Here is a 25,553-nt window from a genome sequence, read left to right on the forward strand (position 1 = left end):
GGGGCCGTCCGGCCGCCGTGCGAGAGGGGTGGCTGGAAGCAGTTACGCTTGAGAGTCGCCCCCTGCCAGCTCACGAAGGTACGAGATGTCTGCCGAGTCGGTCTTTCCGCAGCTCGAGGCCCTGCTCCCGCATGTGCAGAAGCCCATTCAGTACGTCGGCGGTGAGCTGAACTCCACCGTCAAGGACTGGGACTCCTGCGATGTCCGCTGGTCGCTCATGTACCCGGACGCGTACGAGGTCGGTCTGCCCAACCAGGGCGTCATGATCCTCTACGAGGTCCTCAACGAGCGCGAGGGCGTGCTGGCGGAGCGCACGTACAGCGTGTGGCCGGACCTCGAAGCGCTGATGCGGGAGCACGGCGTCCCCCAGTTCACGGTCGACGCGCACCGCCCCGTCGGCGCCTTCGACGTGCTCGGCGTCTCCTTCTCGACCGAGCTGGGCTACACCAACCTCCTCACGGCCCTGGACCTCGCCGGTATCCCCATGGAGGCCAAGGACCGCACCGAGGACCACCCGATCGTCCTGGCGGGCGGCCACGCGGCGTTCAACCCCGAGCCGATCGCGGACTTCCTGGACTGCGCGGTGGTGGGCGACGGCGAGCAGGCGGTGCTGGAGATCACCGAGATCATCCGCGCCTGGAAGGCCGAGGACCGGCCCGGCGGCCGTGACGAGCTGCTGTTCCGCCTCGCGCGGACCGGCAGCGTCTACGTCCCCAAGTTCTACGACGTCGAATACCTGGCCGACAAGCGGATCTCCCGCGTCGTGCCGAACCGCTCCGGCGTCCCGTGGCGGGTGTCCAAGCACACCGTCATGGACCTCGACGAGTGGCCCTACCCCAAGCAGCCGCTCGTTCCCCTGGCCGAGACCGTCCATGAGCGGATGTCGGTCGAGATCTTCCGTGGCTGCACCCGCGGCTGCCGTTTCTGCCAGGCCGGCATGATCACGCGCCCCGTACGGGAGCGAAGCATCACCGGCATCGGCGACATGGTGGACAAGGGCCTGAAGGCCACGGGATTCGAGGAGGTCGGCCTGTTGTCGCTGTCCTCCGCGGACCACACCGAGATCGGCGACATCGCGAAGGGGCTCGCCGACCGGTACGAGGAAGACAAGATCGGCCTGTCGCTCCCGTCGACCCGGGTCGACGCGTTCAACGTCGACCTCGCCAACGAGCTGACGCGTAACGGCCGTCGCTCGGGCCTGACCTTCGCGCCCGAGGGCGGCTCGGAGCGGATGCGCAAGGTCATCAACAAGATGGTGTCCGAAGAGGACCTGATCAGGACCGTCTCCACGGCCTACGGCAACGGCTGGCGGCAGGTGAAGCTGTACTTCATGTGCGGTCTGCCGACCGAGACCGACGAGGACGTGCTCCAGATCGGCGACATGGCGGTCAGGGTCATCGCCGAGGGCCGCAAGGCCTCCGGTCAGAACGACATCCGCTGCACGGTCTCCATCGGCGGCTTCGTCCCCAAGCCGCACACCCCCTTCCAGTGGGCGCCGCAGCTGTCCGCGGAGGAGACGGACGCCCGTCTCGAGAAGCTCCGGGACAAGATCCGCGGCGACAAGAAGTACGGCCGCTCCATCGGCTTCCGCTACCACGACGGCAAGCCCGGCATCGTCGAGGGCCTGCTCTCGCGCGGCGACCGCCGCGTCGGCTCGGTCATCCGTGCCGTCTACGAGGGCGGCGGCCGCTTCGACGGCTGGCGCGAGCACTTCTCCTACGACCGCTGGATGAAGGCCGCCGAGGAGACGCTGCCCGGCTTCGGCGTCGACGTCGCCTGGTACACCACCCGTGAGCGGGAGTACGAGGAGGTCCTGCCCTGGGACCACCTGGACTCCGGCCTCGACAAGGACTGGCTCTGGGAGGACTGGCAGGACGCCCTCGACGAGACCGAGGTCGAGGACTGCCGCTGGACCCCGTGCTTCGACTGCGGCGTCTGCCCGCAGATGGACACCGAGATCCAGATCGGCCCGACGGGCAAGAAGCTGCTCCCGCTGATGGTGAAGTGACCTCGGCCGGAGCGGGACGGTCGTTCCCCGCGGACGCGGGGGCGAGCCGCTGCGGCTGACCGCCGTCAAGTAGCGCTCTCCGTACGCCTTTTCGGCCCGGCCCTCCGCATACTGCGGGTGGCCGGGCCGTGGCGTGCTCACGCACAATGAGGCGATGTCAGCACAGCTCATCGCCCCCACCGTCGCCGTCCACGCCTCCTTCCTCGCCGCGATGGACGAGTTCCTCGCCGAGGGCGCGGACTCCACCCCGCACTCGAGCATGGCCCACGAGCTGCGGACCTGGCGCGGCCGCTGGGCGACCGCGGACGGCTTCGCGGAGTACGTCGGCACGGTCGGCGGGGTCATGGACCACGAACGCGCCGACGGCGTGGTTCCGCTGAGCACCCGCTGGTGGGTGGACGGCGACACCTACCTGGGGCGCGTCGCCTTCCGCCACCGGCTCACCCCGTCCCTCCTCACCTGGGGCGGACACATCGGCTACGGGGTGCGGCCCGGGGCCCGCCGCCGTGGCCACGCCACCGCGATGCTGCGCGCCGCACTGCCGGTGGCCCGTGACGAGCTGGGCATCGACCCGGTGCTGGTCACCTGCGATGACACCAACACCGCCTCACGTAAGGTCATCGAGGCCTGCGGCGGGGTCTTCGAGGACCAGCGGGACGACAAGCTGCGGTACTGGATTCACCCGGACGCGGCCACCGCCGGGCCGTAGCCACCACGGCGCGTCCGGCGTACCGAAGCGCACAAGGGGGAGGGCCCGATGGAGCCCATGGAGAAGAACCGGCGGGAGCCCGAGCGGTACGAGCCGGGCGAGGGCTGTCTGACCACCGCGGTCCGGCTTCCGGTACGGATCGTGGTGCTGGTGCTCGTGGTGCCGGTGCGCCTGGTGTGGGACGCGCTGGCCGCCCTCGGCCGCGCCGTTCACCGCAGCGTGCTGCGCCCCGTCGGCCGCGGCCTCGCCTGGCTGGGGCACACCCTCGTCGTCCTCCCCGTGGCATGGGCCTGGCGCACGCTGGTCGTCGCACCGGCGGTCTGGTTCGGCCGGTATGTGCTGACGCCGGTGGGGCGCGGGATCGCGTGGCTGGTGCGGGGGTTGGGGCTGGTGTTGGGGTGGTTGGGCAGGGCGTTGTTCGTGTGGCCGTGGGTGGCGTTGTGGCGGTATGTGCTGGCGCCGGTGGGTCGGGCGGCTGTTGTGGTGGTGGCGTGGTTGGTGCGGTATCTGGTGGTGGTGCCGGCCCGGTGGCTGTACGCGGCGGTGCTGACGCCGGTGGGGCGGGGGATCGCGTGGCTGGTGCGGGGGTTGGGGCTGGTGTTGGGGTGGTTGGGCAGGGCGTTGTTCGTGTGGCCGTGGGTGGCGTTGTGGCGGTATGTGCTGGCGCCGGTGGGCCGGGCGGCTGTTGTGGTGGTGGCGTGGTTGGTGCGGTATCTGGTGGTGGTGCCGGCCCGGTGGCTGTACGCGGCGGTGCTGACGCCCCTGGGGCGCGGGATCGCCTGGCTGGTGCGGGGTGTCGGCGCCGTGCTCGCCGCCCTCGTCCGGTGGACCGTGATCGTGCCGCTGGCCGCCCTGTGGCGCTATGTGCTGCGGCCGGCCGGGCAGGCGCTGGTCACCGTGGTGACGGTCCTCGTCCGCGAGACCGGGGCGGCGTTCGGACACTGCTGGCGGGTCGCCGGGATGATCTCCCGGGCCATCGGCCGGTTCCTCGGCGCGGTGCTGCGGTGGCTCTTCGTCAAGCCGGTGCGCTGGGTGTACCGCACCGTCCTCACCCCGCTCGGCCACGCCCTCCGCGACGGCATCTGGCGACCGGTCCGGCAGGCGCTGCGCACCGCCCGCGAGACGGTGCGGCAGACCCGCAGAGAGCTGCGGCACGCCCTGTTCGGCGCGCCCCGTGAGCCGCAGCGGGCCGCCGCCGGTCCGCCCCGGCGGGAACCGGGGACGTCCGGGGCACGTACTCTTGGTAGCAGTACGACCGCACTCACGAAGGACTGAACGACACTGGGCAAGCGACAGCCCGAAGGCCCGCCGCCCGCACCGGCGGTGCAGCGCATCCGACTGCGCTACACCAAGCGCGGCCGCCTCCGGTTCACCAGCCACCGCGACTTCCAGCGCGCTTTCGAGCGGGCGCTGCGCCGCGCCGAGGTCCCCATGGCCTATTCGGCGGGCTTCACCCCGCACCCCAAGGTGTCGTACGCCAACGCCGCCCCGACCGGTACGGGCAGCGAGGCCGAGTATCTGGAGATCCAGCTCGCCGAGCACCGAGACCCCGGCAAGCTGCGCGAACTCCTCGACGCGTCGTTGCCGGACGGGCTGGACGTGACCGACGCCGTCGAGTCCCGCACCAGCGGCCTGGCCGACCGGCTGGAGGCCTCGGTGTGGGAGATCCGGCTCGACGGGGTCGCGCCGGAGGTGGCCGGGCGCGCCGTCGAGGCGTTCCTCGCCGCGGACGAGGTACAGGTCGAGCGCCGTACGAAAAGCGGCATGCGGACCTTCGACGCACGGGCCGCGGTGACGCGTCTGGAGGTCACCGGTCGCGAGAGCGATAGGCCCGACGGCAATGCCTGTGCGATACTGCGGCTGGTTGTTCGGCATCTGACACCTGCCGTTCGACCCGACGACGTCCTGTCCGGCCTCCGAGCTACGGCCGACCTGGCGCCGCCGGTCCCCGCTGCGGTGACCAGGCTGGCGCAGGGGCTGCTCGATGAGGAGACCGGCGCGGTGACTGACCCGCTAGCGCCCGACCGCGACGCTGCCACGGCCGCCCCACCCACGGCCGCCGGGCTGAGTGCCGCGAAGGCGACGAGTGGGGCCTCCCCGGCAGCCGGGGACGGTACTGCGTAGGACCGCCGTCGTCGCGTCGCCGATCAACCAGGGAGCCACCCCGGTCCGGCAGGCGCACTGACCAGGAGACTTTCGCCGGTCCCGCCCAACCGGGGCCGACGAGCGAGACGACAGCTCCCGTGCGGCGCCCGCGCCCCGGAGCGGGACCGCGCTCATCACGCGGACCGCGGCCGGAATCAGGCGCGGCGCCCGGGAGCGTGACGGGAGAACCGCCCGCATGCTCGAGCCCATTGAGCCCACCCGATCCACGCATTCCCAGGATCGCGGTGCCGCCGACAACGACAACCACTCACCCAGTGACACGCTGCCGCCGCGCCGCAGGCGCCGCGCGGCCTCCCGGCCGGCCGGTCCGCCGTCGGCCGGTGCCGCCGAGGCCGCGGTGGTGAGCACCGAGACCACCGCCCCGACCGTGGCCGATCCGGCCCTGGCCGAGGAGACCACCGCCGCCGCGGTGACCACCGGCGACGAGGCCAAGCCGGCCCGTACCCGCCGCCGCGCGACCCGTAAGGTCACCGCTCCGGCCGGTGCCCCGCAGCCGGATTCCGGTGAGCCGGAGGACCTGGCCGCCGAGGAAACCGCCGAGGAGACCGCCGAGGTTCCGGCCGCCGTCGTGGAGGCGCCCGCCGAGGCGCCGCAGGACGAGGACGCCGCGCCGCGCCGTGCCCGCCGCCGCGCCACCCGTAAGGCGACCGCTCCGGCCGGCTCCCCGCAGCCCGTGACCGCCCCGGAGCCGGTGGCCGCCGAGGCGCCCGCCGCCGAAGCCCCGGCCGCCGTCGTGGAGGCGCCCGCCGAGGTGCCGCAGGACGAGGACGCCGCGCCGCGCCGCAGCCGCCGCCGCGCCACCCGTAAGGCCACCGCTCCGGCCGGCTCCCCCCAGGCGAGCGCCGTCGAGGAGACCGTGACCGCGGACGAGAACGCCGCACCGGCCGCTCCGGCCGCCGAGGAAGCGGCCCCCGCGCCCGCCGAGGACGCCAAGCCCGCCCGGACCCGTCGCCGCGCCACCCGTAAGACCACCGCTCCCTCGGAGGCCCCGCAGGCGGCCGAGGAGCCCGCGGCCGAGCCCGAGGAGGCCCCGGCCGCTGAGGACAGGACCGCCGAGGACAAGACCGCCGAGGCGCCGCGCCGCCGGGCCCGCCGCCGTGGTGAGCGTGCCGCGGAGCCGGCCGCCGAGGCGCCCCGTGCCGAGGAGGAGCCCGCGGCGGAGGAGCCGCCGCGCGGTCGCCGCCGTGCGCAGCGGCCCCCGACCGCCGTCTTCCAGCCGCCGGTCTTCACCGAGCCGATGTTCCAGACGCCGGAGACCGCGGCCGCCGCTGCCGCCGCGGCCCGCCAGGACGAGACCCCCGCCGAGCCGGCCGTGGAGGAGCAGCCCGCCACGGGTTCGCGCCGCCGTCGCCGCCGTGGCGCCCCGGCCGAGCCCGAGCAGGTGTCCGCCGCCCCGGCCGAGGAGCCGGCGGCCGAGGAAGCCGCGGCCGAGCCGGAGACCGAGTCGGCCGAGAACGGCCAGGGCGAGGACGAGTCCGCCGAGCGCCCCTCGCGCCGCCGCCGCCGTGGTGGCCGCCGCCGTCGTCGCGGTGAGGCCGCCGAGGGCGCCGACGAGCAGACCGCCGACGAGCGGGACGCCGAGGCGGAGTCCGAGGACGCCGAGGACCACGCCGGGCAGCCGGACCAGGAGGAGGCCGAGGAGTCGTCGGCCGGCGGTTCCAGCAGCAGCCGCCGTCGCCGTCGCCGCCGCCGTCGTACCGGTGAGGGCGTCGAGGGCGAGGCCGGCAACGGCGACGACCCGGAGCGCACGGTCGTCAAGGTCCGTGAGCCCCGGAAGAAGGACGAGGGCACCAGCGCCGACGAGGTGCAGTCGATCAAGGGGTCGACGCGTCTGGAGGCCAAGAAGCAGCGCCGCCGTGAGGGGCGTGAGCAGGGCCGCCGCCGGGTGCCGATCATCACCGAGGCGGAGTTCCTGGCGCGCCGTGAGGCCGTCGAGCGGGTCATGGTCGTCCGCCAGAGCGGTGAGCGCACCCAGATCGGCGTCCTCGAGGACAACGTGCTCGTCGAGCACTTCGTCAACAAGGAGCAGGCGACCTCGTACGTCGGCAACGTCTACCTCGGCAAGGTGCAGAACGTCCTGCCGTCGATGGAGGCCGCGTTCGTCGACATCGGCAAGGGCCGCAACGCCGTGCTGTACGCCGGTGAGGTCAACTTCGAGGCGCTGGGCATGGCCAACGGGCCGCGCCGCATCGAGACCGCGCTGAAGTCCGGCCAGTCCGTGCTGGTGCAGGTCACCAAGGACCCGATCGGCCACAAGGGCGCCCGGCTCACCAGCCAGGTCTCGCTCCCCGGCCGCTACCTGGTCTACGTGCCCGAGGGCTCGATGACCGGTATCAGCCGCAAGCTGCCCGACACCGAGCGGGCGCGGCTGAAGCAGATCCTCAAGAAGATCGTTCCCGAGGACGCGGGCGTCATCGTGCGCACCGCGGCGGAGGGCGCGAGCGAGGAGGAGCTGGCGCGCGACGTCCAGCGGCTGCAGGCCCAGTGGGAAGAGATCCAGAAGAAGGCCAAGAGCAACAGCTCCAGCGCGCCGACCCTGCTCTACGGCGAGCCGGACATGACCGTCCGGGTCGTCCGCGACATCTTCAACGAGGACTTCTCCAAGGTCATCGTCAGCGGTGACGACGCCTGGGAGACCATCCACGGCTATGTCGCGCATGTCGCCCCGGACCTCGTCGACCGGCTCCAGAAGTGGACCTCGGACGTCGACGTCTTCGCGACGTACCGCATCGACGAGCAGCTGATGAAGGCGCTGGACCGCAAGGTCTGGCTGCCCAGCGGCGGTTCGCTGGTGATCGACCGGACCGAGGCGATGGTCGTGGTCGACGTCAACACCGGCAAGTTCACCGGCCAGGGCGGCAACCTGGAGGAGACGGTCACCAGGAACAACCTGGAGGCGGCCGAGGAGATCGTGCGCCAGCTGCGGCTGCGCGACCTGGGCGGCATCATCGTGATCGACTTCATCGACATGGTGCTGGAGTCCAACCGGGACCTGGTGCTGCGGCGTCTGCTGGAGTGCCTGGGCCGGGACCGGACCAAGCACCAGGTCGCCGAGGTCACCTCGCTGGGCCTGGTCCAGATGACCCGTAAGCGGGTCGGCCAGGGCCTGCTGGAGTCCTTCTCCGAGCCGTGTGTGCACTGCAACAGCCGTGGCGTGATCGTCCACATGGACCAGCCGACGACCGCCGGCGGCGGTGGCAAGCGCAAGAAGAAGGGCAAGGGCGCACCGTCCGAGCCGCAGGTCCAGGAGGCCGAGGCGGCCCAGCAGGCGCCGGAGACCGCGCCGGAGCTGGAGCCCGTCACCGTGACGGAGGCCGAGCTGCAGCCCGCGGTGGCCGAGGCCGACGAGTGGTTCAGCAGCCCGGCCGAGGCCGAGGCGGCAGCCGGGCGGGGCCGTGGCCGCCGCCGGGCGAGCCGGAAGGCGTCCGCGCCGGCCGGTGCCCCCAAGGCGACCGAGGAGGCCGCCGAGATCGTGGTGCCCGCCGAGCCGGTGGCGGCACCGGAGCCGGAGCCCGCTCCGGAGCCGGTCGCCGAGGCGCCGGCCGCGGAGCCGGAGCCCGCGCCGGCCCGTCCGCGCCGCCGGGTGACCCGTCGGGTGACCGCCCCGGAGGTCTCCGACGACTCCGCGGCGACCGTCGTGATCACCGCCCCGGCGGCGGAGCAGGCCACCGAGCCGGCGCCGGCCGAGGAGGCCGAGGCCGGAGCGGAGGAGCCCGCGGCCAAGAAGACCGCGAAGAAGGCGACCACGAAGAAGGCCGCGGCCAAGAAGACCACGGCGAAGAAGACCACGGCCAAGAAGGCGGCGGCGAAGAAGACCACCACCGCCAAGAAGGCCACGGCGAAGAAGACCACCACGAAGAAGGCGACGACGAAGAAGGCGGCGGCCAAGAAGACCGCTGCCGACGGGGAGCCCGCGGTGGCACAGGCGGAGGGCGCGGCGTAAGCCGTTCCCGCGGAGCCCGGTGTACGCACCGGGCTCTCCTCCACGGAGGACCGAGCACGCAGGCCGTGCCCCGGACCCAGGCGGTCCGGGGCCGGTTTGACCCCCTGGTCAAGGCCCCGTAACCTTGACCGTCGGTGTCTAAGACACCAAACCCCTGAGCAAACACCTCTCGGTCCGCCGAGGGAGGCCGCTCATCCACTCGGATTTCACGGGCCCCATCCCGCGCCCGTGTGAGCGGCTGGCATCAGAGGACCCGTTTCTAGCGAAAGAGAGTTCCGCGTGTACGCGATCGTGCGCACCGGCGGGCGCCAGCAGAAGGTTGCTGTTGGCGACGTCATCGAGGTTGACCGCATTTCCACCAGCAAGGTCGGCGACACCGTCGAGCTCTCCACGCTGCTGGTCGTTGACGGCGACTCGGTCACCAGCGACCCGTGGGTCCTGGCCGGCGTGAAGGTCCAGGGCGAGGTCGTGGACCACCACAAGGGCGACAAGATCCGGATTCAGAAGTACAAGAACAAGACCGGTTACAAGAAGCGGATCGGCCACCGCCAGCTCCACACGGCGCTGAAGATCACCGGCATCGACGCTCCGGCGAAGTAAGGGACTGAGGAGACATGGCACACAAGAAGGGCGCATCGTCCACTCGGAACGGTCGCGATTCCAATGCTCAGCGGCTCGGCGTGAAGCGCTTCGGCGGTCAGGCCGTCCTCGCCGGTGAGATCCTGGTCCGCCAGCGTGGCACCCACTTCCACCCGGGCACGGGCGTCGGCCGCGGCGGCGACGACACCCTGTTCGCCCTTGCTGCCGGTGCGGTGCAGTTCGGCACCCACCGTGGCCGCAAGGTCGTGAACATCGTCCCGGTCGCCGAGTAATTCCGGCCCGGACGTAGTTCCACGCATCGCAGCATTCCGAGGGCGGACCGCCTTTCCCGCGAGAGCGGGAAGGCCGGTCCGCCCTTGGGCGTTGTCAGAGAAACACCGCAGTAAGAGAGACATCCGCGGTACGGCGCCCCCGCGCCCGGCCGCGACACCCCGCAGTTATCTGGAGGCACCCCCACCATGACCACCTTCGTGGACCGCGTCGAGCTGCACGTCGCCGCGGGTAGCGGAGGCCACGGCTGTGCCTCCGTTCACCGTGAGAAGTTCAAGCCGCTCGGCGGCCCGGACGGCGGCAACGGCGGCCGTGGCGGCGATGTGATCCTGGTCGTCGACCCGGACGTCACCACCCTCCTCGACTACCACCACCACCCGCACCGCAAGGCCACCAACGGCCAGCCCGGCGCCGGCGACAACCGTGAGGGCAAGAACGGCCAGGACCTGGTCCTGCCGGTCCCGGACGGCACGGTCGTGCTCGACGGGAACGGCGAGGTCCTCGCCGACATGGTCGGCCGGGGCACCACCTTCGTCGCGGGCCAGGGCGGCCGGGGTGGCCTCGGCAACGCCGCGCTCGCCTCCGCCCGCCGCAAGGCCCCCGGCTTCGCGCTGCTCGGCGAGCCCGGCGAGGGCCGCGACATCGTGCTGGAGCTGAAGACCGTCGCCGACGTGGCGCTGGTCGGCTACCCGAGCGCCGGCAAGTCCTCGCTGATCTCGGTGCTCTCCGCCGCCAAGCCGAAGATCGCGGACTACCCCTTCACGACGCTGGTGCCCAACCTCGGTGTGGTGACGGCCGGTTCGACCGTCTACACCATCGCCGACGTGCCGGGGCTGATCCCGGGCGCCAGCCAGGGCAAGGGCCTGGGTCTGGAGTTCCTGCGCCATGTCGAGCGCTGCGAGGTCCTGGTGCACGTCCTCGACACCGCGACCCTGGAGTCGGACCGTGACCCGGTCTCCGACCTGGATGTCATCGAGGAGGAACTGGCCCAGTACGGCGGCCTGGAGAACCGGCCGCGGGTGGTCGTCCTCAACAAGGTGGACATCCCCGACGGCCAGGACCTCGCCGACATGATCCGCCCCGACCTGGAGGAGCGCGGCTACCGCGTCTTCGAGGTCTCGGCCGTCGCCCACCAGGGCCTCAAGGAGCTGTCGTACGCCCTCGCCGACATCGTCGCGAAGGCCCGCGCCGCCAAGCCGGTCCAGGAGGCCACCCGGATCGTGATCCGGCCGCAGGCCGTGGACGACGCCGGCTTCACGGTGACGCAGGAGGGCGAGGGCTTCTACCGCGTCCGCGGCGAGAAGCCCGAACGCTGGGTGCGCCAGACCGACTTCAACAACGACGAGGCCGTCGGCTACCTCGCCGACCGGCTCAACCGCCTCGGTGTCGAGGACGCGCTGCTCAAGGCGGGCGCCCGCGCCATGGACGGCGTGGCGATCGGCCCCGAGGACAACGCGGTCGTCTTCGACTGGGAGCCGACCATGGCAGCCGGTGCGGAGATGCTCGGCCGCCGCGGTGAGGACCACCGTCTGGAGGCGCCCCGCCCGGCCGCCCAGCGCCGCCGGGACCGCGACGCGGAGCGGGACGAGGCCGCCGAGGAGTACGAGCGCTTCAAGCCCTTCTGAGGCCGCGCCGCCGGGGCCGCCCGGCGGTACGGAAAACGCGGTACGGAAACGGGGAAGGCCCCGGGAGGAGATCCTCCCGGGGCCTTCCCCGTGTGTGCCGCCGTGGGGCGGCCCGCCGCGGGCTCAGACGCCTGCGGTGGCGTCCGTGGTGCCGTTGGCCGGGTCCCCGGCCGTCTCGGGGGTGTCCGCGTCCTCCTGCGAGCGCTGGCCGGGGATACCGGACAGCCGGTTCTCCATCCGGACACGGCGCTCGTCGGCCTTGGTGCCCAGCGCCAGCGCGGCCTGGTTGAAGCGGACCGACGACGGCGGGTCCGAGGGGCCCAGCAGGTGCTCCTTCAGCTCGGCCCGCTCCGCGGCCAGGGTGTCCCGCTCCGGGTCGCGGACCGCGTCGAGGAGACCGGCGACCTGCGCCGCGTCCGGCGTGAGGATCGTCGCCGCCCGCACGGTCGGGAAGTTCGCCCGGAAGTCGTCCTCGCTCATCCCCGAGGTGTTGGCGACGGCGTACGGCTTCTCGCTCGTCAGGTAGTCGGAGACGACGCTGGAGACATCGCTGACCAGCACGTCGGCCTGGTTGAAGCAGCTGAAGATGCCGGGGCGGGCAGTGGTGATGACGCGGTGCTCCCACTCCGGGAAGGAGTTCCAGTAGGCCTCCTCCCAGGCGGTGACGGCCGCCGCGACGGCGGCGGCGCGGCCCTCCTGCGGGGTGCCCTGCAGCCGCATCCGCTCCAGCTCGTCCGCGCTCTTGCGGAACGCGGAGGTGGTCAGAGCGTTCAGCTCCTCGGTACGGCGGGCCAGTTCGGCGGCGGCCTCCGCGCCGGGCCGCTCCCCGCCGCGCCGGGAGTTCGCCTCGTTGATCATCGCCTGGATGCGGGTGTTGGCGGCGCCCGCACGCGGGTCCACGGAACCGGTCATCGGGTGCGGCTTGTACAGCAGCCGCACGTTCTCGTCGGCGAGCAGCTCGCGGACGATGTTCTCGCCCGCCAGGATCACCGAGGTGTTGCCCGGGTTGCCGTCCCAGCCCTCCCAGGTCGGGGCGTACAGCACGGTCGTCAGCCGGCCGGCCGGGGCGCCCGACTGCGGCCGGATCGGCGCCAGTTGCGGGCGGCCGACCTCGATGACGTCCTTGTCCTCGACGCCGATGTCGGCGAGCTGGTAGCGGTCACGGGCCGCCGGGCCCGCCACCCAGACCTCGTCGTACGCCTTCGCGTACGGGTTGCAGGAGGACAGCTTGTCGCTCTCACCGTGGTTGATGAAGGCGTGCTTGATGGACGGGATGCGCAGGATCTGCGAGGTCTTGCCGGAGTTCGCCGGGTGCAGCAGCACCTTGAGCGCGGAGTGCTCCAGGCGCATCAGGTTGGCGACCTTCGGGATGCACACGATCGGGATGTCGGTGGCCTCGATCTTCTGCACCATGAAGCGCTCGCGCAGCACGATGATCGGGTTGCCGTCCAGGTCGGCGAGGGTGCTCAGCCACATGTTGGCCTGGTAGGCGGAGGAGGCGCCGCCGGAGAAGTACATACCGACCGTCGGGCGGTACTCCGCCAGCCAGTTGTCGAGCCACTCCAGCGCCTGCTTCTCACTGGCCACCCGGTGCTTGGGCAGCAGCCAGGTGCCCAGGTAGAGGGTGCCGCCGGCGGACAGGGCCAGGGAGACGGCGAGGCCGATGCCGCCCCAGTACGCGTCGGTGGTGATCGCGGTGAGCATCATGCCGGTGGTGGTCGGCACCGAGAAGCGCAGCAGGCGGCGGCCCGTCTGGCGGGAGAGGATGCGCGGCGGGGCGTCGCACAGGCGCAGCGCGCTCGCGTCGATGTTGCGGGTGACGAACGGCATGCTGCGGGTCCGGCGGACCAGCACCGCGACCGCCTGGCACACGAAGTGGGTGCCGTAGAAGAGGAGCAGCGTGATGGTGAGCGGCGCCTGCTCCTCGAGCGGGTTGATGCCGTCGATGTGCAGCAGGCCGACCAGTATCAGCATGTCGCGCAGCAACTGGCGCACCGTGACGTCGAACCGAATCCGGCCGAGCACCGCGAGCAGGCCGGGCTGCTTGTGCTGGAGGACCAGGTCGAGACCCAGGTTGACCACGGATGCGGCGATGAACAGCGGGATGACGGGCAGCAGCGCTCCGAGGAGCTGCGCGGTGAACGCGACCATCATCGCGAAGAGGGCCGCGAGCTGTACGGCTCGGCGGGGGACGATTCCGGCGGAAGGCACGGGGGAGGGCTCCTGGCAGCACGAAAGGTCAGAGGGAGGCCGAGGGGGGCGGCCGGGTCCCGCGCTGCGACGCCGCCGGAGCGGCGATACGGGACCGATGGACACCCGACCGTATGACCTTGTTGGCCCCGGTGACAATCTGCTGTGGCTCTCATCACCGCGAAAGCGGATCAATCGAACGCAACCCGCCGGCCCCGGCTTCCCTCTTAGGAAAACCTCGTGGGTACGGGGCTAACGGGGGACGCGGCCTCCATTGTGCGGGTCGCCTCCGCGTGCCCGTGAACCGGCGTGGCGGGTCTCACCCGGCGTCCGCCAGGCGATATCACGGAGCGCCCGTGGTCCGTACTGCCGTAGATTGCGCCCGTAGGGCCGTGGTGCGGGGCGAACAGCGATCCCCGTGCGGCGGTGGGAACGGCGAGCACAGGGGTACGCAGGTGGCAGGCGCAAGGCAGGACGTGAAGGACGCCCGCCGGATCGTGGTGAAGGTCGGCTCGTCCTCGCTGACCACGGCCGCGGGGGGACTGGACGCGGACCGGGTCGACGCGCTGGTGGACGTGCTGGCCAAGCACCAGGACAAGGAGATCGTGCTGGTCTCCTCCGGTGCCATCGCGGCCGGTCTGGCGCCCCTGGGGCTGGAGCGGCGGCCCCGCGACCTGGCCCGGCAGCAGGCCGCCGCCAGCGTCGGCCAGGGCCTGCTGGTCGCCCGCTACACCGCCTCCTTCGCCCGCTACGGCCGCCGCGTCGGCCAGGTCCTGCTGACCTCCGACGACACCAGCCGCCGGGCCCACTACCGCAACGCCTACCGGACCCTCGACCAGCTGCTGGCCATGGGCGCGGTACCGATCGTGAACGAGAACGACACCGTCGCCACCGACGAGATCCGCTTCGGCGACAACGACCGGCTGGCGGCCCTGGTCGCCCATCTCGTCCGCGCCGACCTGCTGATCCTGCTCTCGGACGTCGACGGCCTCTACGACGGCGATCCGGCCACCCCCGGCACCTCCCGGATAGCCGAGGTCGGCGGGCCCAAGGACCTGGAGGGCGTCTCCATCGGCAGCGCGGGCAAGGCCGGCGTCGGCACCGGCGGCATGGTCACCAAGGTCGAGGCGGCCCGGATCGCGGCCGCGGCCGGTATCCCGGTCGTCCTGACCTCCGCCGTGCACGCCGCCGAGGCGCTGGCCGGCGGCTCGACCGGCACCCACTTCCTGCGCACCGGCCGCCGCTCCGCCGACCGGCTGCTGTGGCTCGCGCACGCCTCCACACCGCGCGGGGCGCTCGTCCTGGACGACGGGGCGGTGCGGGCCGTCGTGGAGCGCCGCTCCTCGCTGCTGCCCGCCGGCATCGCCGCCGTGGAGGGCGAGTTCTCCGCCGGTGACCCGGTGGAGCTGCGGGACGGCGGGGGCCGCGCGGTCGCCCGTGGCCTGGTCAATTTCGATGCCCGGGAAATCCCCCGTTTGATTGGCCGTTCGACCCGCGATCTCGCCCGCGAGCTGGGCCCCGCCTATGAGCGGGAGGTCGTGCACCGCGACGACCTGGTGCTGCTGCACCCCTGACGGCCGTCCGCGGCCGTGCCCCTCGGCGGCCGAAAACCGCCCCACCGTCCCGGTGCACGGACCGGCCTTTCCATGGGGACCTTGGTGAAAACGCCCCCGCGACGGGCCGCGGGCTGGTCAACTTTGTTGCGGACGCCGAAGGGGAGCGGCGCCCGCAGCGCGCACGCGCACCCGCCGATGTACGACGGCTCCGCGCCCCCGGGACGGAGCGATTCTCATCACAGGAGGCCGCCGGTGAGACGAGGGCGACCGGGGTCACCGCCCCGAGGGACGGCGGAGCGCACCCTGACCAGCGTCGGAACCGGCGAGGACACCGGCCTGCCGGACCCGCCGGCCGCGGAGCGTGACGGCGCCGACCGGCCCGCCCCGGAGGGCGGCCGCCGGGAGGTGTCCCGTCTGTGGCACATCACCCTCAGCGTCGCGGGCGCCGAGGCCCCGCTGAAGGAGGTCCGGCGGGCCCTGGAGCAGCTCGCCCACGACCATCCGTTCCTGCTGACCAGCCGCTACGCCAACGACCACGCCGAGATCCGCTACTGGGAGGAGGCGCGGGACCTGCACGACGCCGCGGCGGTCGCCCTGCGGCTGTGGGGCGAGCACCGCTCGACGGCCAAGCTGCCGCCCTGGGAGATCGTCGGCCTGGAGGTCATCGACCGCAGGACCTACCACCAGCGCCTCGCGGAGGGCTACGGTCCGCCGCCGGCCTCCCCGATCGGCGTCCACCCGTTCTGACCACCGGCCGTCCGCGTCCCGCGCTGTGAGATACGGCGTGGCCCCGCCCCGCCGCCCCGCTAGGCTGCGGCCATGACCAGCAGCGCACCGCACTCCTCGCCCGTCCTCGAGGCCGCCCGCCGCGCGCGGGAGGCAGCCGCCGTCCTGGCGCCACTGCCGCGTACGGCCCGTGACGCAGCGCTGCTCGCCATCGCCGACGCCCTGGTGGAGCGGACCGACGCGATCGTCACCGCCAACGCCCAGGACATCGCCAAGGCGCGGGCGGCCGGCACCGCCGAGTCGGTCGTGGACCGGCTCACCCTCACCCCCGAGCGGATCGCGGCCATCGCCGCCGACGTCCGCCAGGTCGTGGCGCTGCCCGACCCGGTCGGCGAGGTGGTGCGCGGCTCGACCCTGCCCAACGGCCTCGACCTGCGGCAGGTCCGGGTCCCGCTCGGCGTGATCGGGATCATCTACGAGGCCCGGCCCAATGTGACGGTCGACGCCGCGGCCCTGTGCCTGAAGTCCGGCAACGCCGTGCTGCTGCGCGGCTCGTCGTCCGCGTACGCCTCCAACAGCGCCCTGGTGGAGGTGCTGCGCGACGCCGTCCAGAGCGCCGGGCTGCCCGCCGACGCGGTGCAGCTGGTGCCGGGGGAGAGCCGGGACTCGGTGCGGGAGCTGATGCGCGCCCGCGGCCTGGTCGACGTGCTGATCCCGCGCGGCGGCGCCTCGCTGATCCGTACGGTCGTCGAGGAGTCCACCGTCCCGGTGATCGAGACCGGCACCGGCAACTGCCACGTCTACGTCGACGAGGCCGCCGACCTCGACATGGCCGTCGACATCCTGGTCAACTCCAAGGCCCAGCGGCCCAGCGTCTGCAACGCCGCCGAGACGGTGCTGGTGCACGCCGGGATCGCCGAGAAGTTCCTGCCGCGCGCCCTGGAGGCGCTGACCCAGGCCGGTGTGATCGTGCACGGCGACGCCGCCTGGCAGCAGGCCGGCCCCGGACTGGTGGCCCCCGCCACCGACGAGGACTGGGCGACGGAGTACCTCTCGTACGACATCGCGGCCGCCGTGGTGCCCGACCTGGACGCGGCGGTGGCGCACATCCGGCGCTGGACCTCCGGCCACACCGAGGCCATCGTCACCACCTCGCAGGCCGCCGCCCGCCGTTTCACCCAGTTGGTCGATTCCACCACCGTCGCGGTCAACGCCTCCACCCGTTTCACCGACGGCGGCGCATTCGGCTTCGGCGCGGAGATCGGCATCTCGACGCAGAAGCTGCACGCCCGCGGCCCCATGGGACTGCCGGAACTGACGTCCACGAAGTACATCGTCACGGGCGACGGCCACACCCGCTGAAGGTCCCCCGGATTCCCCGTTCTCCCTGCCCAAAACGACCGGCCGGGGCTAACCTGGACGGGTGCCGGACGACGTGGGGGGCAAGCCGTTCCCGGACGGTGAAGAGCCCGACGAGCACCACCACGGGAGCCACGGAAAAGCGGACGAAGAATTCGCCTCCGTGGTCTTCGACGAGGAATTCGTCCGGTCCGCCCGTATTCACGAGCCCTCGGCGGTCGAGCGGATGCTGGCCGCCGCCGAGGCACGCGCGGAGGCCGAGGCGGCCCGCTCCGGCCCCGGCTTCGGCCCCGACGGCGACGACGTGGACGAGACCGGACCCCGCCGCCGGCGCCGTGGCCGCGAGCCCGACGACTACGACGGCTACGCCGCTTACGGAGAGTACGACGACGGGGAGTACGGCGACTATCCGCCGCATGACCCGTATGGCCCCTACGGCGGAGCGCTGCGTCCGTACCGCGGCGGCACCCGCTGGCACCGGCCGGTCGCCTGGGTGCTGGCCGTGGTGATGGGGATCGGGCTGGTCGCGCTGGCCTTCAGCGCCGTCTACCGGGGCTCCTCCGGGCGGCCCCAGAACCCGGCTCCGGCACCCGCCTCCAGCGGCGTGGACGCCCCGGTCACGGGCGGTCCGGACGGGGCCCGTACGGCGCGCCCCGGCCTCCCGTCGCCGCCGTCCGCGGAGGCCCCGCGGCCCTCGTTCTCGGCGGTGCCCAGGCAGCACTGACGGCGCGGCACACTTCCCGCAAATCGGACGCCTGAAACCGCTTTGCCCGGCGAAGTTGCCCGGCGCCCCCGCGTTTACGTTCGCCCCGGCAGACCTACTCTTGTTGTATGACCGGGCCTGGTGACCCTCCGGAAGGGACGCCCAACGGCGCCCCGGGAGGCGGTGAGGACGAATACCGATCCGTCGTCTTCGACGAATCGTTTGTTCGGGCTGCGCGGCTGCAGGAATTCTCCGCGGACGAGCGACTCGGCGAGCACCACTCACCCGCCGTCAAGACCCGGCACGCATGGCGGCGCCTCGGCGGCTCCCGGCAGGCGATCCTGCTGGTGCTGCTGATCGTGCTCGCCTTCGGCACCGCCGTCTACATGGGCGTACGGCACCCGTACAAGACCCCGGAGACGGTCCGGGCGCAGGCGCTGCGGTCCGCCGTGGTGCCGCTGGCGCCGGCCGGGAAGGTGCCGGGCGCGACGCCGGACGATCTCTTCGCGCACAGCCCCGCGGCGAACTACCGGATCGGCGCGGAGGGCGTGAATCTGCCCGCCGTCTCTCGCACCGAGCACTTCTCCGACGGGCAGATCGTCTCCGCGCTGACCATCGCGAAGGACTACCTCGTCCGATCCTCGCTGGACCCGGACACCCTCACCGGCGGCTCCGTACGGCCGGTGCGGCTGCTGCTCGACACCCGTCAACTCGACCAGTTCGACCGGAGCATGGCGCACCCGGACGACAACGGCCACGACGCCGCGACCGGCTGGCTGATCCGCTTCGACCCGCGCCAGACCCGGCTCGCCGACCGGGACGTACGGGTCAACGGCACGCTGGCTGCCTCGGAGTTGAGCCCGGACGCCCTTGATGTGACCGCCGACTACACCTTCGTCTACGCGGTGCGGCCCGCGCCCGGCGCACCGCACGCGGACACCGGCAAGCCGACAGCGGGCGCCGCCTCGCTGGTCACCGTCCGCCGTGAGGTGCACTTCCGGCTGACCCGCGAGAACCTCAGCGACCACCGCCTGGAGGTGCTGCAGAGCAGCCTGCAGGCGGGGCCGCTGGCCTGCTCCTCGAAGCCGGCCGACGCGCTGCGCCCGCTGTTCGCGGGACAGCACGCCGGCAGTGACCGGCCCTCGGGCACCGACCCCTACGCCAGGGACCGCGTCAACCCCTCCCTCTGCGGCGAGCTGGCACCCTCCGCCCAGCCGAAGCCGAGCCGTCCGATGCGCTAGGAAGGGGTCCCGGGGCGAGCCCTAGGAGCCCGTTCCGCCGTTCCCGTTGGCGCCGCCCTGGCCGTCGGGCCGTGAGCCGCCGCGGAAGACCGTGTCGCGCAGCTTGCCGCCCAGGTCGCCCGCACCGCCCGCGATGTCGCGCACCAGGCCCATCAGCGGGTCCTTGCTGTTGCGCATCGAGTCGGCGTAGTGGGCGGCGGAGTCCCGGAACGAGTCGGAGACCGAGGTGTCCTTGTCCTCGTCCCGGCGCGGGTAGTGGCCGTCCATGATCCGCTGGTAGTCGCGGCCGGCCGCCCACTTCTTGAGCTCGGCCGCCCGCACGGTGGTGAACGGGTGGCTGCGCGGCAGCAGGTTGAGGATCTTCAGCACGGAGTCGCGCAGATCGCCGCCGGACTCGTACTCGTCCGCCTGCTTCAGGAAGGCGTCGACATTCATCTCGTGCAGGTGATTGCCGCCGGCCAGCTTCATCAGGCCGCGCATCGAGGCCTGCAGATCCTGCCCGACCAGCAGCCCGGCGCGGTCGGCCGACAGCTCCGACTTGCGGAACCACTCGCGCAGTGCCGTCACGATCGCCATGATCGCGACGTTGCCCAGAGGAATCCAGGCGACCTTCATCGCCAGGTTCGTCAGGAACAGCAGAATCGTGCGGTACACCGCGTGACCGGACAGCGCGTGGCCGACCTCGTGGCCGACGACCGCCCGCATCTCCTCCTCGTCCAGCAGCTCGACCAGGCCGGTCGTCACCACGATGATCGGCTCGTCGAGACCGATGCACATGGCGTTGGGCTGCGGGTCCTGATTCACGTACATCGGCGGGACCTTCTCCAGGTCCAGGATGTAGCAGGCATCGCGCAACATGGCGTTGAGGTGCGCGAACTGCTGGTCGCTCACCCGTACCGAGTCCGACAGGAACAGCAGCCGCAGGCTGCGCTCCGGCAACAAGCCGCTGAGCGTCTTGAAGACGGTGTCGAACCCGCTCAGCTTGCGCAGCGCCACCAGCGCCGAGCGGTCCGCCGGGTGCTCGTACGCCCGCGACGAGATGCCGGGGAACCGCCGCCGGTCCCGGCTCGGTACGTTTGCGCTGCCGCCTGGGCTCTCCGTCATTGGGGCCTCCCCCTGTTCGACTGCGTGCGTTCAGACTAGAGGACGCCACCGACAGACGAATGGATGCTCGGGCGTACGCTGGCGATCGCACCAATACCCGCACGGGCCCGGACACATGACCACCCGGCCGTACCAGAGGAGCGCCTCGTCATGCCGTATCCGAACCTGCTGCTCGCCGCGGCCCAGGAGACCGCCAGGGACGCCGGACCGGGATGGATTCTGCGCACCGTGATCATCGGTGGAGTGGTGGGCGCCGCCCTGCTCGCCTGGTTCCTGCTGCGCGGCTACGGCCGGGACTGACCCTCCGCCGGCCGCCGCGGGGCGGGTCCGGACGGAGTCGCCGTGGGCCCACGGTGAGCCGCCGCTTACGATGTGGTGGAAGTCTCCGCCCGACCCCAGCCCGGATTGGTCCTGCCGACGATGAGCCTGCACACCACCGCACAGTCCCTGGCCACCCTCGCCGCCGAACCCGGGCACGAGGGCGGTCACGCCAGCCTCAGCCCCTTCGTGACCGGCGGCGGCGCCCTTTTTATCCTGCTCCTCCTGCTCTGGATCACCACCCGTTTCAACCGGGACCGCTGAGCCCCGGCACCCGGCCCCCGGCATCGCGCGCCGCCCAGTAGGGTCTGCACGCATGGGAGAGCACACAGGGCCCGTGAAGCGGCGACTCGGAGTGATGGGCGGGACGTTCGACCCGATCCACCACGGACACCTGGTCGCCGCCAGCGAGGTGGCCAGCCAGTTCCACCTCGACGAGGTCATCTTCGTGCCGACGGGACAGCCGTGGCAGAAGAGCCACAAGACGGTGTCCCCGGCCGAGGACCGGTATCTGATGACGGTCATCGCGACCGCGTCGAACCCGCAGTTCTCCGTCAGCCGGATCGACATCGACCGCGGCGGCAAGACGTACACGATAGACACGCTGCGTGATCTGCGGACCGAGCACCGTGACGCGGATCTGTTCTTCATCACCGGCGCCGACGCGCTCAGCCAGATCCTGACCTGGCACGATGCCGCGGAGCTGGTGTCACTCGCCCACTTCATCGGGGTGACCAGGCCCGGCCACGTCCTCGCGGACCCCGGGCTGCCCGAGGGAGCGGTGTCCCTGGTCGAGGTGCCGGCGCTGGCCATCTCCTCGACCGACTGCCGGGCGCGCGTCGCCCAGGGGGAGCCGGTCTGGTACCTGGTGCCGGACGGTGTGGTGCGCTACATCGACAAAAAAGAGCTGTACCGCAACGACCGCTGACGGGGCTGACGGAAAGGGGCACCGGTGAGCGACCGACAGGACGCGTACGGGCCGCAGGACCCGTATGCCCACGACCCGTATGCCCAGGAGCGGCACGGGCAGCAGTCGGGCTACACCTACGACGCCTACGGGCAGCCGGTGTACCACGACGCCGCACAGCCGTCGTACGAGCAGCACTACGACCCGTACGGGCAGCAGGCCGCCGCCACCGCCTACCAGGGCTACGACCCGTACGGCGGCCAGACCGCTCAGGACCACCAGGCCGGCCGGCCGCCCTACCAGGCGCAGCAGGAGTACGGCTACGACGCCTACGGGAGCGGGCAGGCGCCGGCGCAGCCCGGCTATCCGCAGCAGTACGACCCGTACGGCCCCGCCCAGCAGGACCCGCAGCACCAGCAGGACTGGATTCCGCAGCAGGCCCAGCAGTCCCCGTACGAGCAGCCCTATGGGGAGCCGCCCCGTTACGAGGAGCCCGCACCGCAGCGCCAGGACGGCCCGCCCCGGCCGCCGGCGCAGCGCCGCGCCCCCGACGACACCGACGGGCCGGACGCCGCGGGCCGTCCCGCCGCGCCCGCCGACGGCGGTCCCGAGTACCGCACCGAGCAGTTCTCCTTCATCGAGGAGCCGGACGAGGACTCCGAAGACGTCATCGACTGGCTGAAGTTCACCGAGAGCCGCACCGAGCGGCGCGAGGAGGCCAAGCGGCGCGGCCGCAGCCGGATCGTCGCGCTGTCGGTGGTGCTGGCCCTGCTGGCCGCCGGTGGTGTCGGCTATCTCTGGTGGGCGGGCAAGCTGCCGGGCGTGGCCGCTCCGGGCGCTGATGCGGCCGCCGCGGGCGCCGGGCAGAAGCGCGACGTCCTCGTCGTCCATCTGCGGGACACCACGTCGGGGAACAGCTCGACGGCGCTGCTGGTGGACAACGAGACCACCGACAAGGGCACCACCGTCCTCCTGCCCAACAGCCTCCTCGTCTCCAAGGACGACGGCACCACCACGACGCTCGGCAAGTCCGTCAAGGACGAGGGCACCGAGCCGACCCGGGACGCCCTCAACAGCCTCCTGGGCGCCGACCTCAAGGCCAGCTGGCGGCTGGACACCCCGTACCTGGAGAACCTGGTCGAGACGGTCGGCGGGATCACCCTCGACACCGACGCCACCGTCCCCGGCGCCAAGAAGGGCGCCTCCCCGGTCGTCAAACAGGGCAGCGCCCAGGACCTCAGCGGTCAGGCCGCCGTCGCCTACGCCACCTACCTGGGGCCGGGCGAGCCCCAGACCAAGCAGCTGCAGCGGTTCGGCCAGGTCATGCAGGCGACCCTGAAGAAGGTCTCCAGTGACGCCGACGGCGCCACCACCACGGTGAAGACCCTGCTCCAGGTGCTGGACCCGCCGCTCACCGAGGCCCAGCTGGGCAGCTCGCTGGCGCAGCGGGCGGAGCTGGCGAAGACCGGCGCCTACCGGACCACCCTGCTGCCCGTGCAGGCGAACGGGACGCTCAGCCCGACCACCTCGGCACGCGTGGTCAAGGACGTGCTCGGCGGCACGGTCAAGAAGACCGCCCCCGACGCGACCGCCCGGGTCGCGGTCCGTAACGCCACCGGCAACCGGGCCGCCACCGGCAAGGCGCAGGTGGCGCTGCTCAACGGCGGCTACACCTTCGTCGACGACGGCGCCGCCGGTGCGGCCGCCGCGTCCCGGATCACCTACGCGGACGCCGCCCAGAAGACGAAGGCGGCGGAGGTCGCCAAGACACTGGGGCTGCCGGCCGGTGCGGTCCGGCAGGGCAAGGGCGCCTCGAACGCCGACATCACCGTGGTGCTGGGGCGGGACTACAAGGGCTGACGGGCCGGACGCGCCGGGCTCCCCACCGGTGGCGGCGGGGCCCCCGGCGGCCCGGCCCCGGCGCTGACCGGCCCGGACACCGGAGCCGGCCGGTGGGTCCGGAAACACAGCCGGGAGTGTCGGCGGTCCGTGAGACCCTTGAGGGGTACCTGACCGCCGATCCGGTTGCCCATGGGGACTGCGGCGCGCACCGCGGTTCCGCAGCGCGCCGGCGCCCCTGCCCGGCCGGAGAGGCTGCCCTCGAACCGGAAAGCCGCTTGTGACCGCCACGGACCGCTCCATCGAGCTCATCAACGCCGCCGCCCAGGCCGCCGCCGACAAGCTCGCGCACGACATCATCGCGTACGACGTCAGTGACGTCCTCTCGATCACCGACGCCTTCCTGCTGGCCTCGGCGCCCAGCGACCGCCAGGTCAAGTCGATCGTCGACGAGATCGAGGAACGCCTCAACAAGGACCTCGGTGCCAAGCCGGTCCGCCGTGAGGGCGACCGCGAGGCCCGCTGGGTGCTGCTCGACTACGTCGACATCGTGGTGCACGTCCAGCACAGCGAGGAGCGCGTCTTCTACGCGCTCGAGCGCCTGTGGAAGGACTGCCCCGAGATCGACCTCCCCGAGGAGGCCAAGGCCACCCGCGGCAAGGCCGCCGCGCACGCCGAGGCCACGGCCGGCGAACAGGACGGTGAGCTGCTCTGAACGCCACCAAGAGCGGCCAGGGTCGCCGCATCGTCCTCTGGCGCCACGGCCAGACCGCCTGGAATCTGGAGCGCCGTTTCCAGGGCTCGACGGACATCGAGCTGACCGAGGCGGGCGTCGCCCAGGCGCGGCGCGCCGCCCGGCTGCTCGCCGCCCTGACCCCGGACGCCATCGTCGCCTCCGACCTGCGCCGGGCCGCGGCGACGGCGGGCGAGCTGGCCGCCCTGACCCGGCTCGAGGTGACGCATGACGCGGCCCTGCGGGAGACCTACGCGGGCTCCTGGCAGGGGCTGACGCACGACGAGATCCTCGCGCAGTACGGCGAGCAGTACACCGCCTGGAAGCGCGGGGAGCCGGTGCGCCGCGGCGGCGGCGAGCTGGAGACCGAGGTCGCCGACCGGGCCGCCCCGGTCGTCCTCAACCACGCCGACAAGCTCCCCGAGAACGGCACCCTGGTCGTGGTCAGCCACGGCGGCACGATCCGCACCACCATCGGGCGGCTGCTCGGCCTGGAGGCCCACCACTGGGAGGGCCTGGGCGGTCTGTCGAACTGCTGCTGGTCCGTGCTGGGCGAGGGCGCGCGCGGCTGGCGCCTGATGGAACACAACGCCGGCACCCTGCCGGAGCCGGTGCTCGGCGACGACGACTGAGCCCGCCGGGCGGCCCCGGCCGACCGGATTTCACATCTGGGCAGGTCGCAGGCTAAAGTTCTTCTTGTTCGCGGCGCCGCCGGGGGAAACCCGGAGGAGCGGAACAAGACCCGGGGCTATAGCTCAGTTGGTAGAGCGCCTGCATGGCATGCAGGAGGTCAGGAGTTCAATTCTCCTTAGCTCCACAACCCGGATGATCCCGTCTCCCTCGCGGAGGCGGGATCTTCTGCGTTGTACGGGCCGCCGTACGGGGCGCCCCGCCCGGAACGCCGTCGCCGCCCCGGTGGCGGGCACTCTCGCCGGGGCGGCGGAGGGGCACTGTCCTCGGCCAGGGTGGCGCGAAGGCGGGCCTGACCCGGCACCCGGTCCGTGGCAGAATCGGACGGCGCCGGCAGGGGAGGAGAGATCGCGATGCCCACGAGCATCCTCGAGGAGGTCAACGACCTGCTCGATGTGGCCGAGGCGCAGGGCTATGACTGGCTCCCGGAGTACGCGCTCCGTTTCACCTGCCCCGTTGACGGCCCCGTGTGCAGCAGCGACGGCACTGCCCTGCAGTGCCCCTCGTGCGGCTCCTCCCATGTCGCACAGGTGCTGGGCGACAACGGGGGCGTTTCCTTCGTTTGTACGGCCTGCGGCCACAGTTGGAGCTGATGGATGGGCGCCCACAGCAGGAAATGTGACTGGTGCGGCAGCGGTACGCCGATCGTCCGGGACATGGAACCCGTCAACACGGACTACCAGTACTGGTGCGAGGAATGCGCCCGCGCCCTGGTCATAAAAGGCGACCCCATCGAGACCTACCGGGAGCTCGACGGGGAGCCGATCTACGGGCGACTGCTGGACGAACACTGCACGCTGAAGCGCTTCTACTCGTTCGCCACGTCCTGAGCGGGCCGCCGTGCCCCCGGGGCCGGCGAACGAGCC

At 72.3% G+C, this 25,553-nt stretch carries 23 protein-coding genes and 1 tRNA gene; 22 read left to right on the forward strand and 2 right to left on the reverse strand.

All coding sequences use genetic code 11. The features are described 5' to 3' along the window. The first annotated feature begins 85 nt into the window (after positions 1–85). The 8 genes from ACWC9R_RS18425 to obgE all read left to right on the forward strand — a co-directional run bounded on the left by ACWC9R_RS18425 (position 86) and on the right by obgE (position 11,321). On the forward strand, positions 86–2,008 hold the full coding sequence (locus tag ACWC9R_RS18425) for a TIGR03960 family B12-binding radical SAM protein (RefSeq protein ID WP_450732737.1): 1,923 nt from the start codon (positions 86–88) through the stop codon (positions 2,006–2,008). Positions 2,009–2,162: 154 nt separating this feature from the next. Beyond that, a complete protein-coding gene (locus tag ACWC9R_RS18430; protein WP_450732739.1) occupies positions 2,163–2,717 on the forward strand; it encodes a GNAT family N-acetyltransferase in 555 nt (184 codons plus the stop codon). Between the two features lie 48 nt (positions 2,718–2,765). Beyond that, a complete protein-coding gene (locus tag ACWC9R_RS18435) occupies positions 2,766–3,992 on the forward strand; it encodes a hypothetical protein (protein WP_450732741.1) in 1,227 nt (408 codons plus the stop codon). A gap of 48 nt (positions 3,993–4,040) precedes the next feature. Continuing rightward, positions 4,041–4,841 (forward strand): TIGR03936 family radical SAM-associated protein, encoded by an 801-nt coding sequence (locus tag ACWC9R_RS18440; protein WP_450732743.1) that lies wholly within the window; start codon positions 4,041–4,043, stop codon positions 4,839–4,841. A 217-nt stretch (positions 4,842–5,058) separates the two neighbouring features. Further along, positions 5,059–8,826, forward strand: a complete 3,768-nt coding sequence (locus tag ACWC9R_RS18445; RefSeq protein WP_450732745.1) for an Rne/Rng family ribonuclease — start codon at positions 5,059–5,061, stop codon at positions 8,824–8,826. Between the two features lie 279 nt (positions 8,827–9,105). Further along, a complete protein-coding gene (gene rplU / locus ACWC9R_RS18450; protein ID WP_006605648.1) occupies positions 9,106–9,426 on the forward strand; it encodes a 50S ribosomal protein L21 in 321 nt (106 codons plus the stop codon). 14 nt (positions 9,427–9,440) lie between these two features. Next, entirely contained in the window at positions 9,441–9,698 is a 258-nt protein-coding gene (rpmA, locus tag ACWC9R_RS18455; protein WP_018088248.1) for a 50S ribosomal protein L27, read from the forward strand. Positions 9,699–9,884: 186 nt separating this feature from the next. Beyond that, a complete protein-coding gene (gene obgE, locus ACWC9R_RS18460; RefSeq protein ID WP_450732747.1) occupies positions 9,885–11,321 on the forward strand; it encodes a GTPase ObgE in 1,437 nt (478 codons plus the stop codon). A 123-nt stretch (positions 11,322–11,444) separates the two neighbouring features. Here the strand turns inward: obgE and ACWC9R_RS18465 are convergent, their stop codons facing one another. Beyond that, positions 11,445–13,532 carry a hypothetical protein gene (locus tag ACWC9R_RS18465; protein ID WP_450732749.1) on the reverse strand — a complete coding sequence of 696 codons (2,088 nt, stop codon included), beginning with the start codon at positions 13,530–13,532 and terminating at the stop codon, positions 11,445–11,447. 434 nt (positions 13,533–13,966) lie between these two features. Between ACWC9R_RS18465 and proB the strand changes: the two genes are divergently transcribed. The 5 genes from proB (at position 13,967) to ACWC9R_RS18490 (ending at position 19,096) form a co-directional block, all read left to right on the forward strand. Next, positions 13,967–15,085, forward strand: coding sequence for a glutamate 5-kinase (gene proB, locus ACWC9R_RS18470; protein WP_450732751.1), 1,119 nt, complete (start codon positions 13,967–13,969; stop codon positions 15,083–15,085). 234 nt (positions 15,086–15,319) lie between these two features. Further along, entirely contained in the window at positions 15,320–15,814 is a 495-nt protein-coding gene (locus ACWC9R_RS18475; RefSeq protein WP_450732752.1) for a hypothetical protein, read from the forward strand. Positions 15,815–15,886: 72 nt separating this feature from the next. Further along, positions 15,887–17,155, forward strand: coding sequence for a glutamate-5-semialdehyde dehydrogenase (locus ACWC9R_RS18480; RefSeq protein WP_450732754.1), 1,269 nt, complete (start codon positions 15,887–15,889; stop codon positions 17,153–17,155). A gap of 61 nt (positions 17,156–17,216) precedes the next feature. Next, positions 17,217–17,876 (forward strand): SCO2584 family spore wall biosynthesis protein, encoded by a 660-nt coding sequence (locus ACWC9R_RS18485; protein ID WP_450732756.1) that lies wholly within the window; start codon positions 17,217–17,219, stop codon positions 17,874–17,876. Positions 17,877–17,983: 107 nt separating this feature from the next. Then, positions 17,984–19,096: an SCO2583 family membrane protein gene (locus tag ACWC9R_RS18490; protein ID WP_450732757.1), complete on the forward strand. Its 1,113-nt coding sequence runs from the start codon at positions 17,984–17,986 to the stop codon at positions 19,094–19,096. 21 nt (positions 19,097–19,117) lie between these two features. Here the strand turns inward: ACWC9R_RS18490 and ACWC9R_RS18495 are convergent, their stop codons facing one another. After that, positions 19,118–20,200 carry a M48 family metallopeptidase gene (locus ACWC9R_RS18495; RefSeq protein WP_450732758.1) on the reverse strand — a complete coding sequence of 361 codons (1,083 nt, stop codon included), beginning with the start codon at positions 20,198–20,200 and terminating at the stop codon, positions 19,118–19,120. A 150-nt stretch (positions 20,201–20,350) separates the two neighbouring features. Here ACWC9R_RS18495 and ACWC9R_RS18500 point away from each other — a divergent pair, with 150 nt between their 5' ends. The 9 genes from ACWC9R_RS18500 to ACWC9R_RS18540 all read left to right on the forward strand — a co-directional run bounded on the left by ACWC9R_RS18500 (position 20,351) and on the right by ACWC9R_RS18540 (position 25,517). Next, positions 20,351–20,500 (forward strand): hypothetical protein, encoded by a 150-nt coding sequence (locus tag ACWC9R_RS18500; protein WP_393363257.1) that lies wholly within the window; start codon positions 20,351–20,353, stop codon positions 20,498–20,500. Positions 20,501–20,620: 120 nt separating this feature from the next. Beyond that, positions 20,621–20,782 (forward strand): hypothetical protein, encoded by a 162-nt coding sequence (locus ACWC9R_RS18505; RefSeq protein ID WP_018088238.1) that lies wholly within the window; start codon positions 20,621–20,623, stop codon positions 20,780–20,782. Between the two features lie 52 nt (positions 20,783–20,834). Then, entirely contained in the window at positions 20,835–21,446 is a 612-nt protein-coding gene (nadD, locus tag ACWC9R_RS18510) for a nicotinate-nucleotide adenylyltransferase (protein ID WP_362606855.1), read from the forward strand. 24 nt (positions 21,447–21,470) lie between these two features. Continuing rightward, positions 21,471–23,285, forward strand: a complete 1,815-nt coding sequence (locus ACWC9R_RS18515; protein WP_450732761.1) for a LytR C-terminal domain-containing protein — start codon at positions 21,471–21,473, stop codon at positions 23,283–23,285. Positions 23,286–23,544: 259 nt separating this feature from the next. Next, positions 23,545–23,979 carry a ribosome silencing factor gene (rsfS, locus tag ACWC9R_RS18520; protein ID WP_362606851.1) on the forward strand — a complete coding sequence of 145 codons (435 nt, stop codon included), beginning with the start codon at positions 23,545–23,547 and terminating at the stop codon, positions 23,977–23,979. Beyond that, complete coding sequence (locus ACWC9R_RS18525; protein WP_450732811.1) at positions 23,976–24,629, forward strand: histidine phosphatase family protein; 654 nt, start codon at positions 23,976–23,978, stop codon at positions 24,627–24,629. The genes rsfS and ACWC9R_RS18525 overlap by 4 nt, the downstream gene beginning before the upstream one ends. Positions 24,630–24,741: 112 nt before the next feature. Beyond that, a tRNA-Ala gene (locus tag ACWC9R_RS18530) sits at positions 24,742–24,814 on the forward strand. A gap of 226 nt (positions 24,815–25,040) precedes the next feature. Beyond that, positions 25,041–25,280, forward strand: a complete 240-nt coding sequence (locus ACWC9R_RS18535; RefSeq protein ID WP_450732762.1) for a hypothetical protein — start codon at positions 25,041–25,043, stop codon at positions 25,278–25,280. A gap of 3 nt (positions 25,281–25,283) precedes the next feature. After that, positions 25,284–25,517, forward strand: coding sequence for a hypothetical protein (locus ACWC9R_RS18540; RefSeq protein WP_362606849.1), 234 nt, complete (start codon positions 25,284–25,286; stop codon positions 25,515–25,517). Positions 25,518–25,553: the final 36 nt, after the last annotated feature.

The organism is Streptomyces sp. NPDC001219 (assembly GCF_053597915.1).

What these genes read in the sequence shown, in the direction of transcription:
- nadD (WP_362606855.1), top strand. Translation starts at nt 20,835, where the DNA reads ATGGGAGAGCACACAGGGCCCGTGAAGCGGCGACTCGGAGTGATGGGC.
- rpmA (WP_018088248.1), top strand. Translation starts at nt 9,441, where the DNA reads ATGGCACACAAGAAGGGCGCATCGTCCACTCGGAACGGTCGCGATTCC.
- ACWC9R_RS18445 (WP_450732745.1), top strand. Translation starts at nt 5,059, where the DNA reads ATGCTCGAGCCCATTGAGCCCACCCGATCCACGCATTCCCAGGATCGC.
- ACWC9R_RS18505 (WP_018088238.1), top strand. Translation starts at nt 20,621, where the DNA reads ATGAGCCTGCACACCACCGCACAGTCCCTGGCCACCCTCGCCGCCGAA.
- ACWC9R_RS18480 (WP_450732754.1), top strand. Translation starts at nt 15,887, where the DNA reads ATGACCAGCAGCGCACCGCACTCCTCGCCCGTCCTCGAGGCCGCCCGC.
- ACWC9R_RS18540 (WP_362606849.1), top strand. Translation starts at nt 25,284, where the DNA reads ATGGGCGCCCACAGCAGGAAATGTGACTGGTGCGGCAGCGGTACGCCG.
- ACWC9R_RS18495 (WP_450732758.1), bottom strand. Translation starts at nt 20,200, where the DNA reads ATGACGGAGAGCCCAGGCGGCAGCGCAAACGTACCGAGCCGGGACCGG.
- ACWC9R_RS18425 (WP_450732737.1), top strand. Translation starts at nt 86, where the DNA reads ATGTCTGCCGAGTCGGTCTTTCCGCAGCTCGAGGCCCTGCTCCCGCAT.
- ACWC9R_RS18435 (WP_450732741.1), top strand. Translation starts at nt 2,766, where the DNA reads ATGGAGCCCATGGAGAAGAACCGGCGGGAGCCCGAGCGGTACGAGCCG.
- obgE (WP_450732747.1), top strand. Translation starts at nt 9,885, where the DNA reads ATGACCACCTTCGTGGACCGCGTCGAGCTGCACGTCGCCGCGGGTAGC.
- ACWC9R_RS18535 (WP_450732762.1), top strand. Translation starts at nt 25,041, where the DNA reads ATGCCCACGAGCATCCTCGAGGAGGTCAACGACCTGCTCGATGTGGCC.
- ACWC9R_RS18430 (WP_450732739.1), top strand. Translation starts at nt 2,163, where the DNA reads ATGTCAGCACAGCTCATCGCCCCCACCGTCGCCGTCCACGCCTCCTTC.
- ACWC9R_RS18490 (WP_450732757.1), top strand. Translation starts at nt 17,984, where the DNA reads ATGACCGGGCCTGGTGACCCTCCGGAAGGGACGCCCAACGGCGCCCCG.
- ACWC9R_RS18500 (WP_393363257.1), top strand. Translation starts at nt 20,351, where the DNA reads ATGCCGTATCCGAACCTGCTGCTCGCCGCGGCCCAGGAGACCGCCAGG.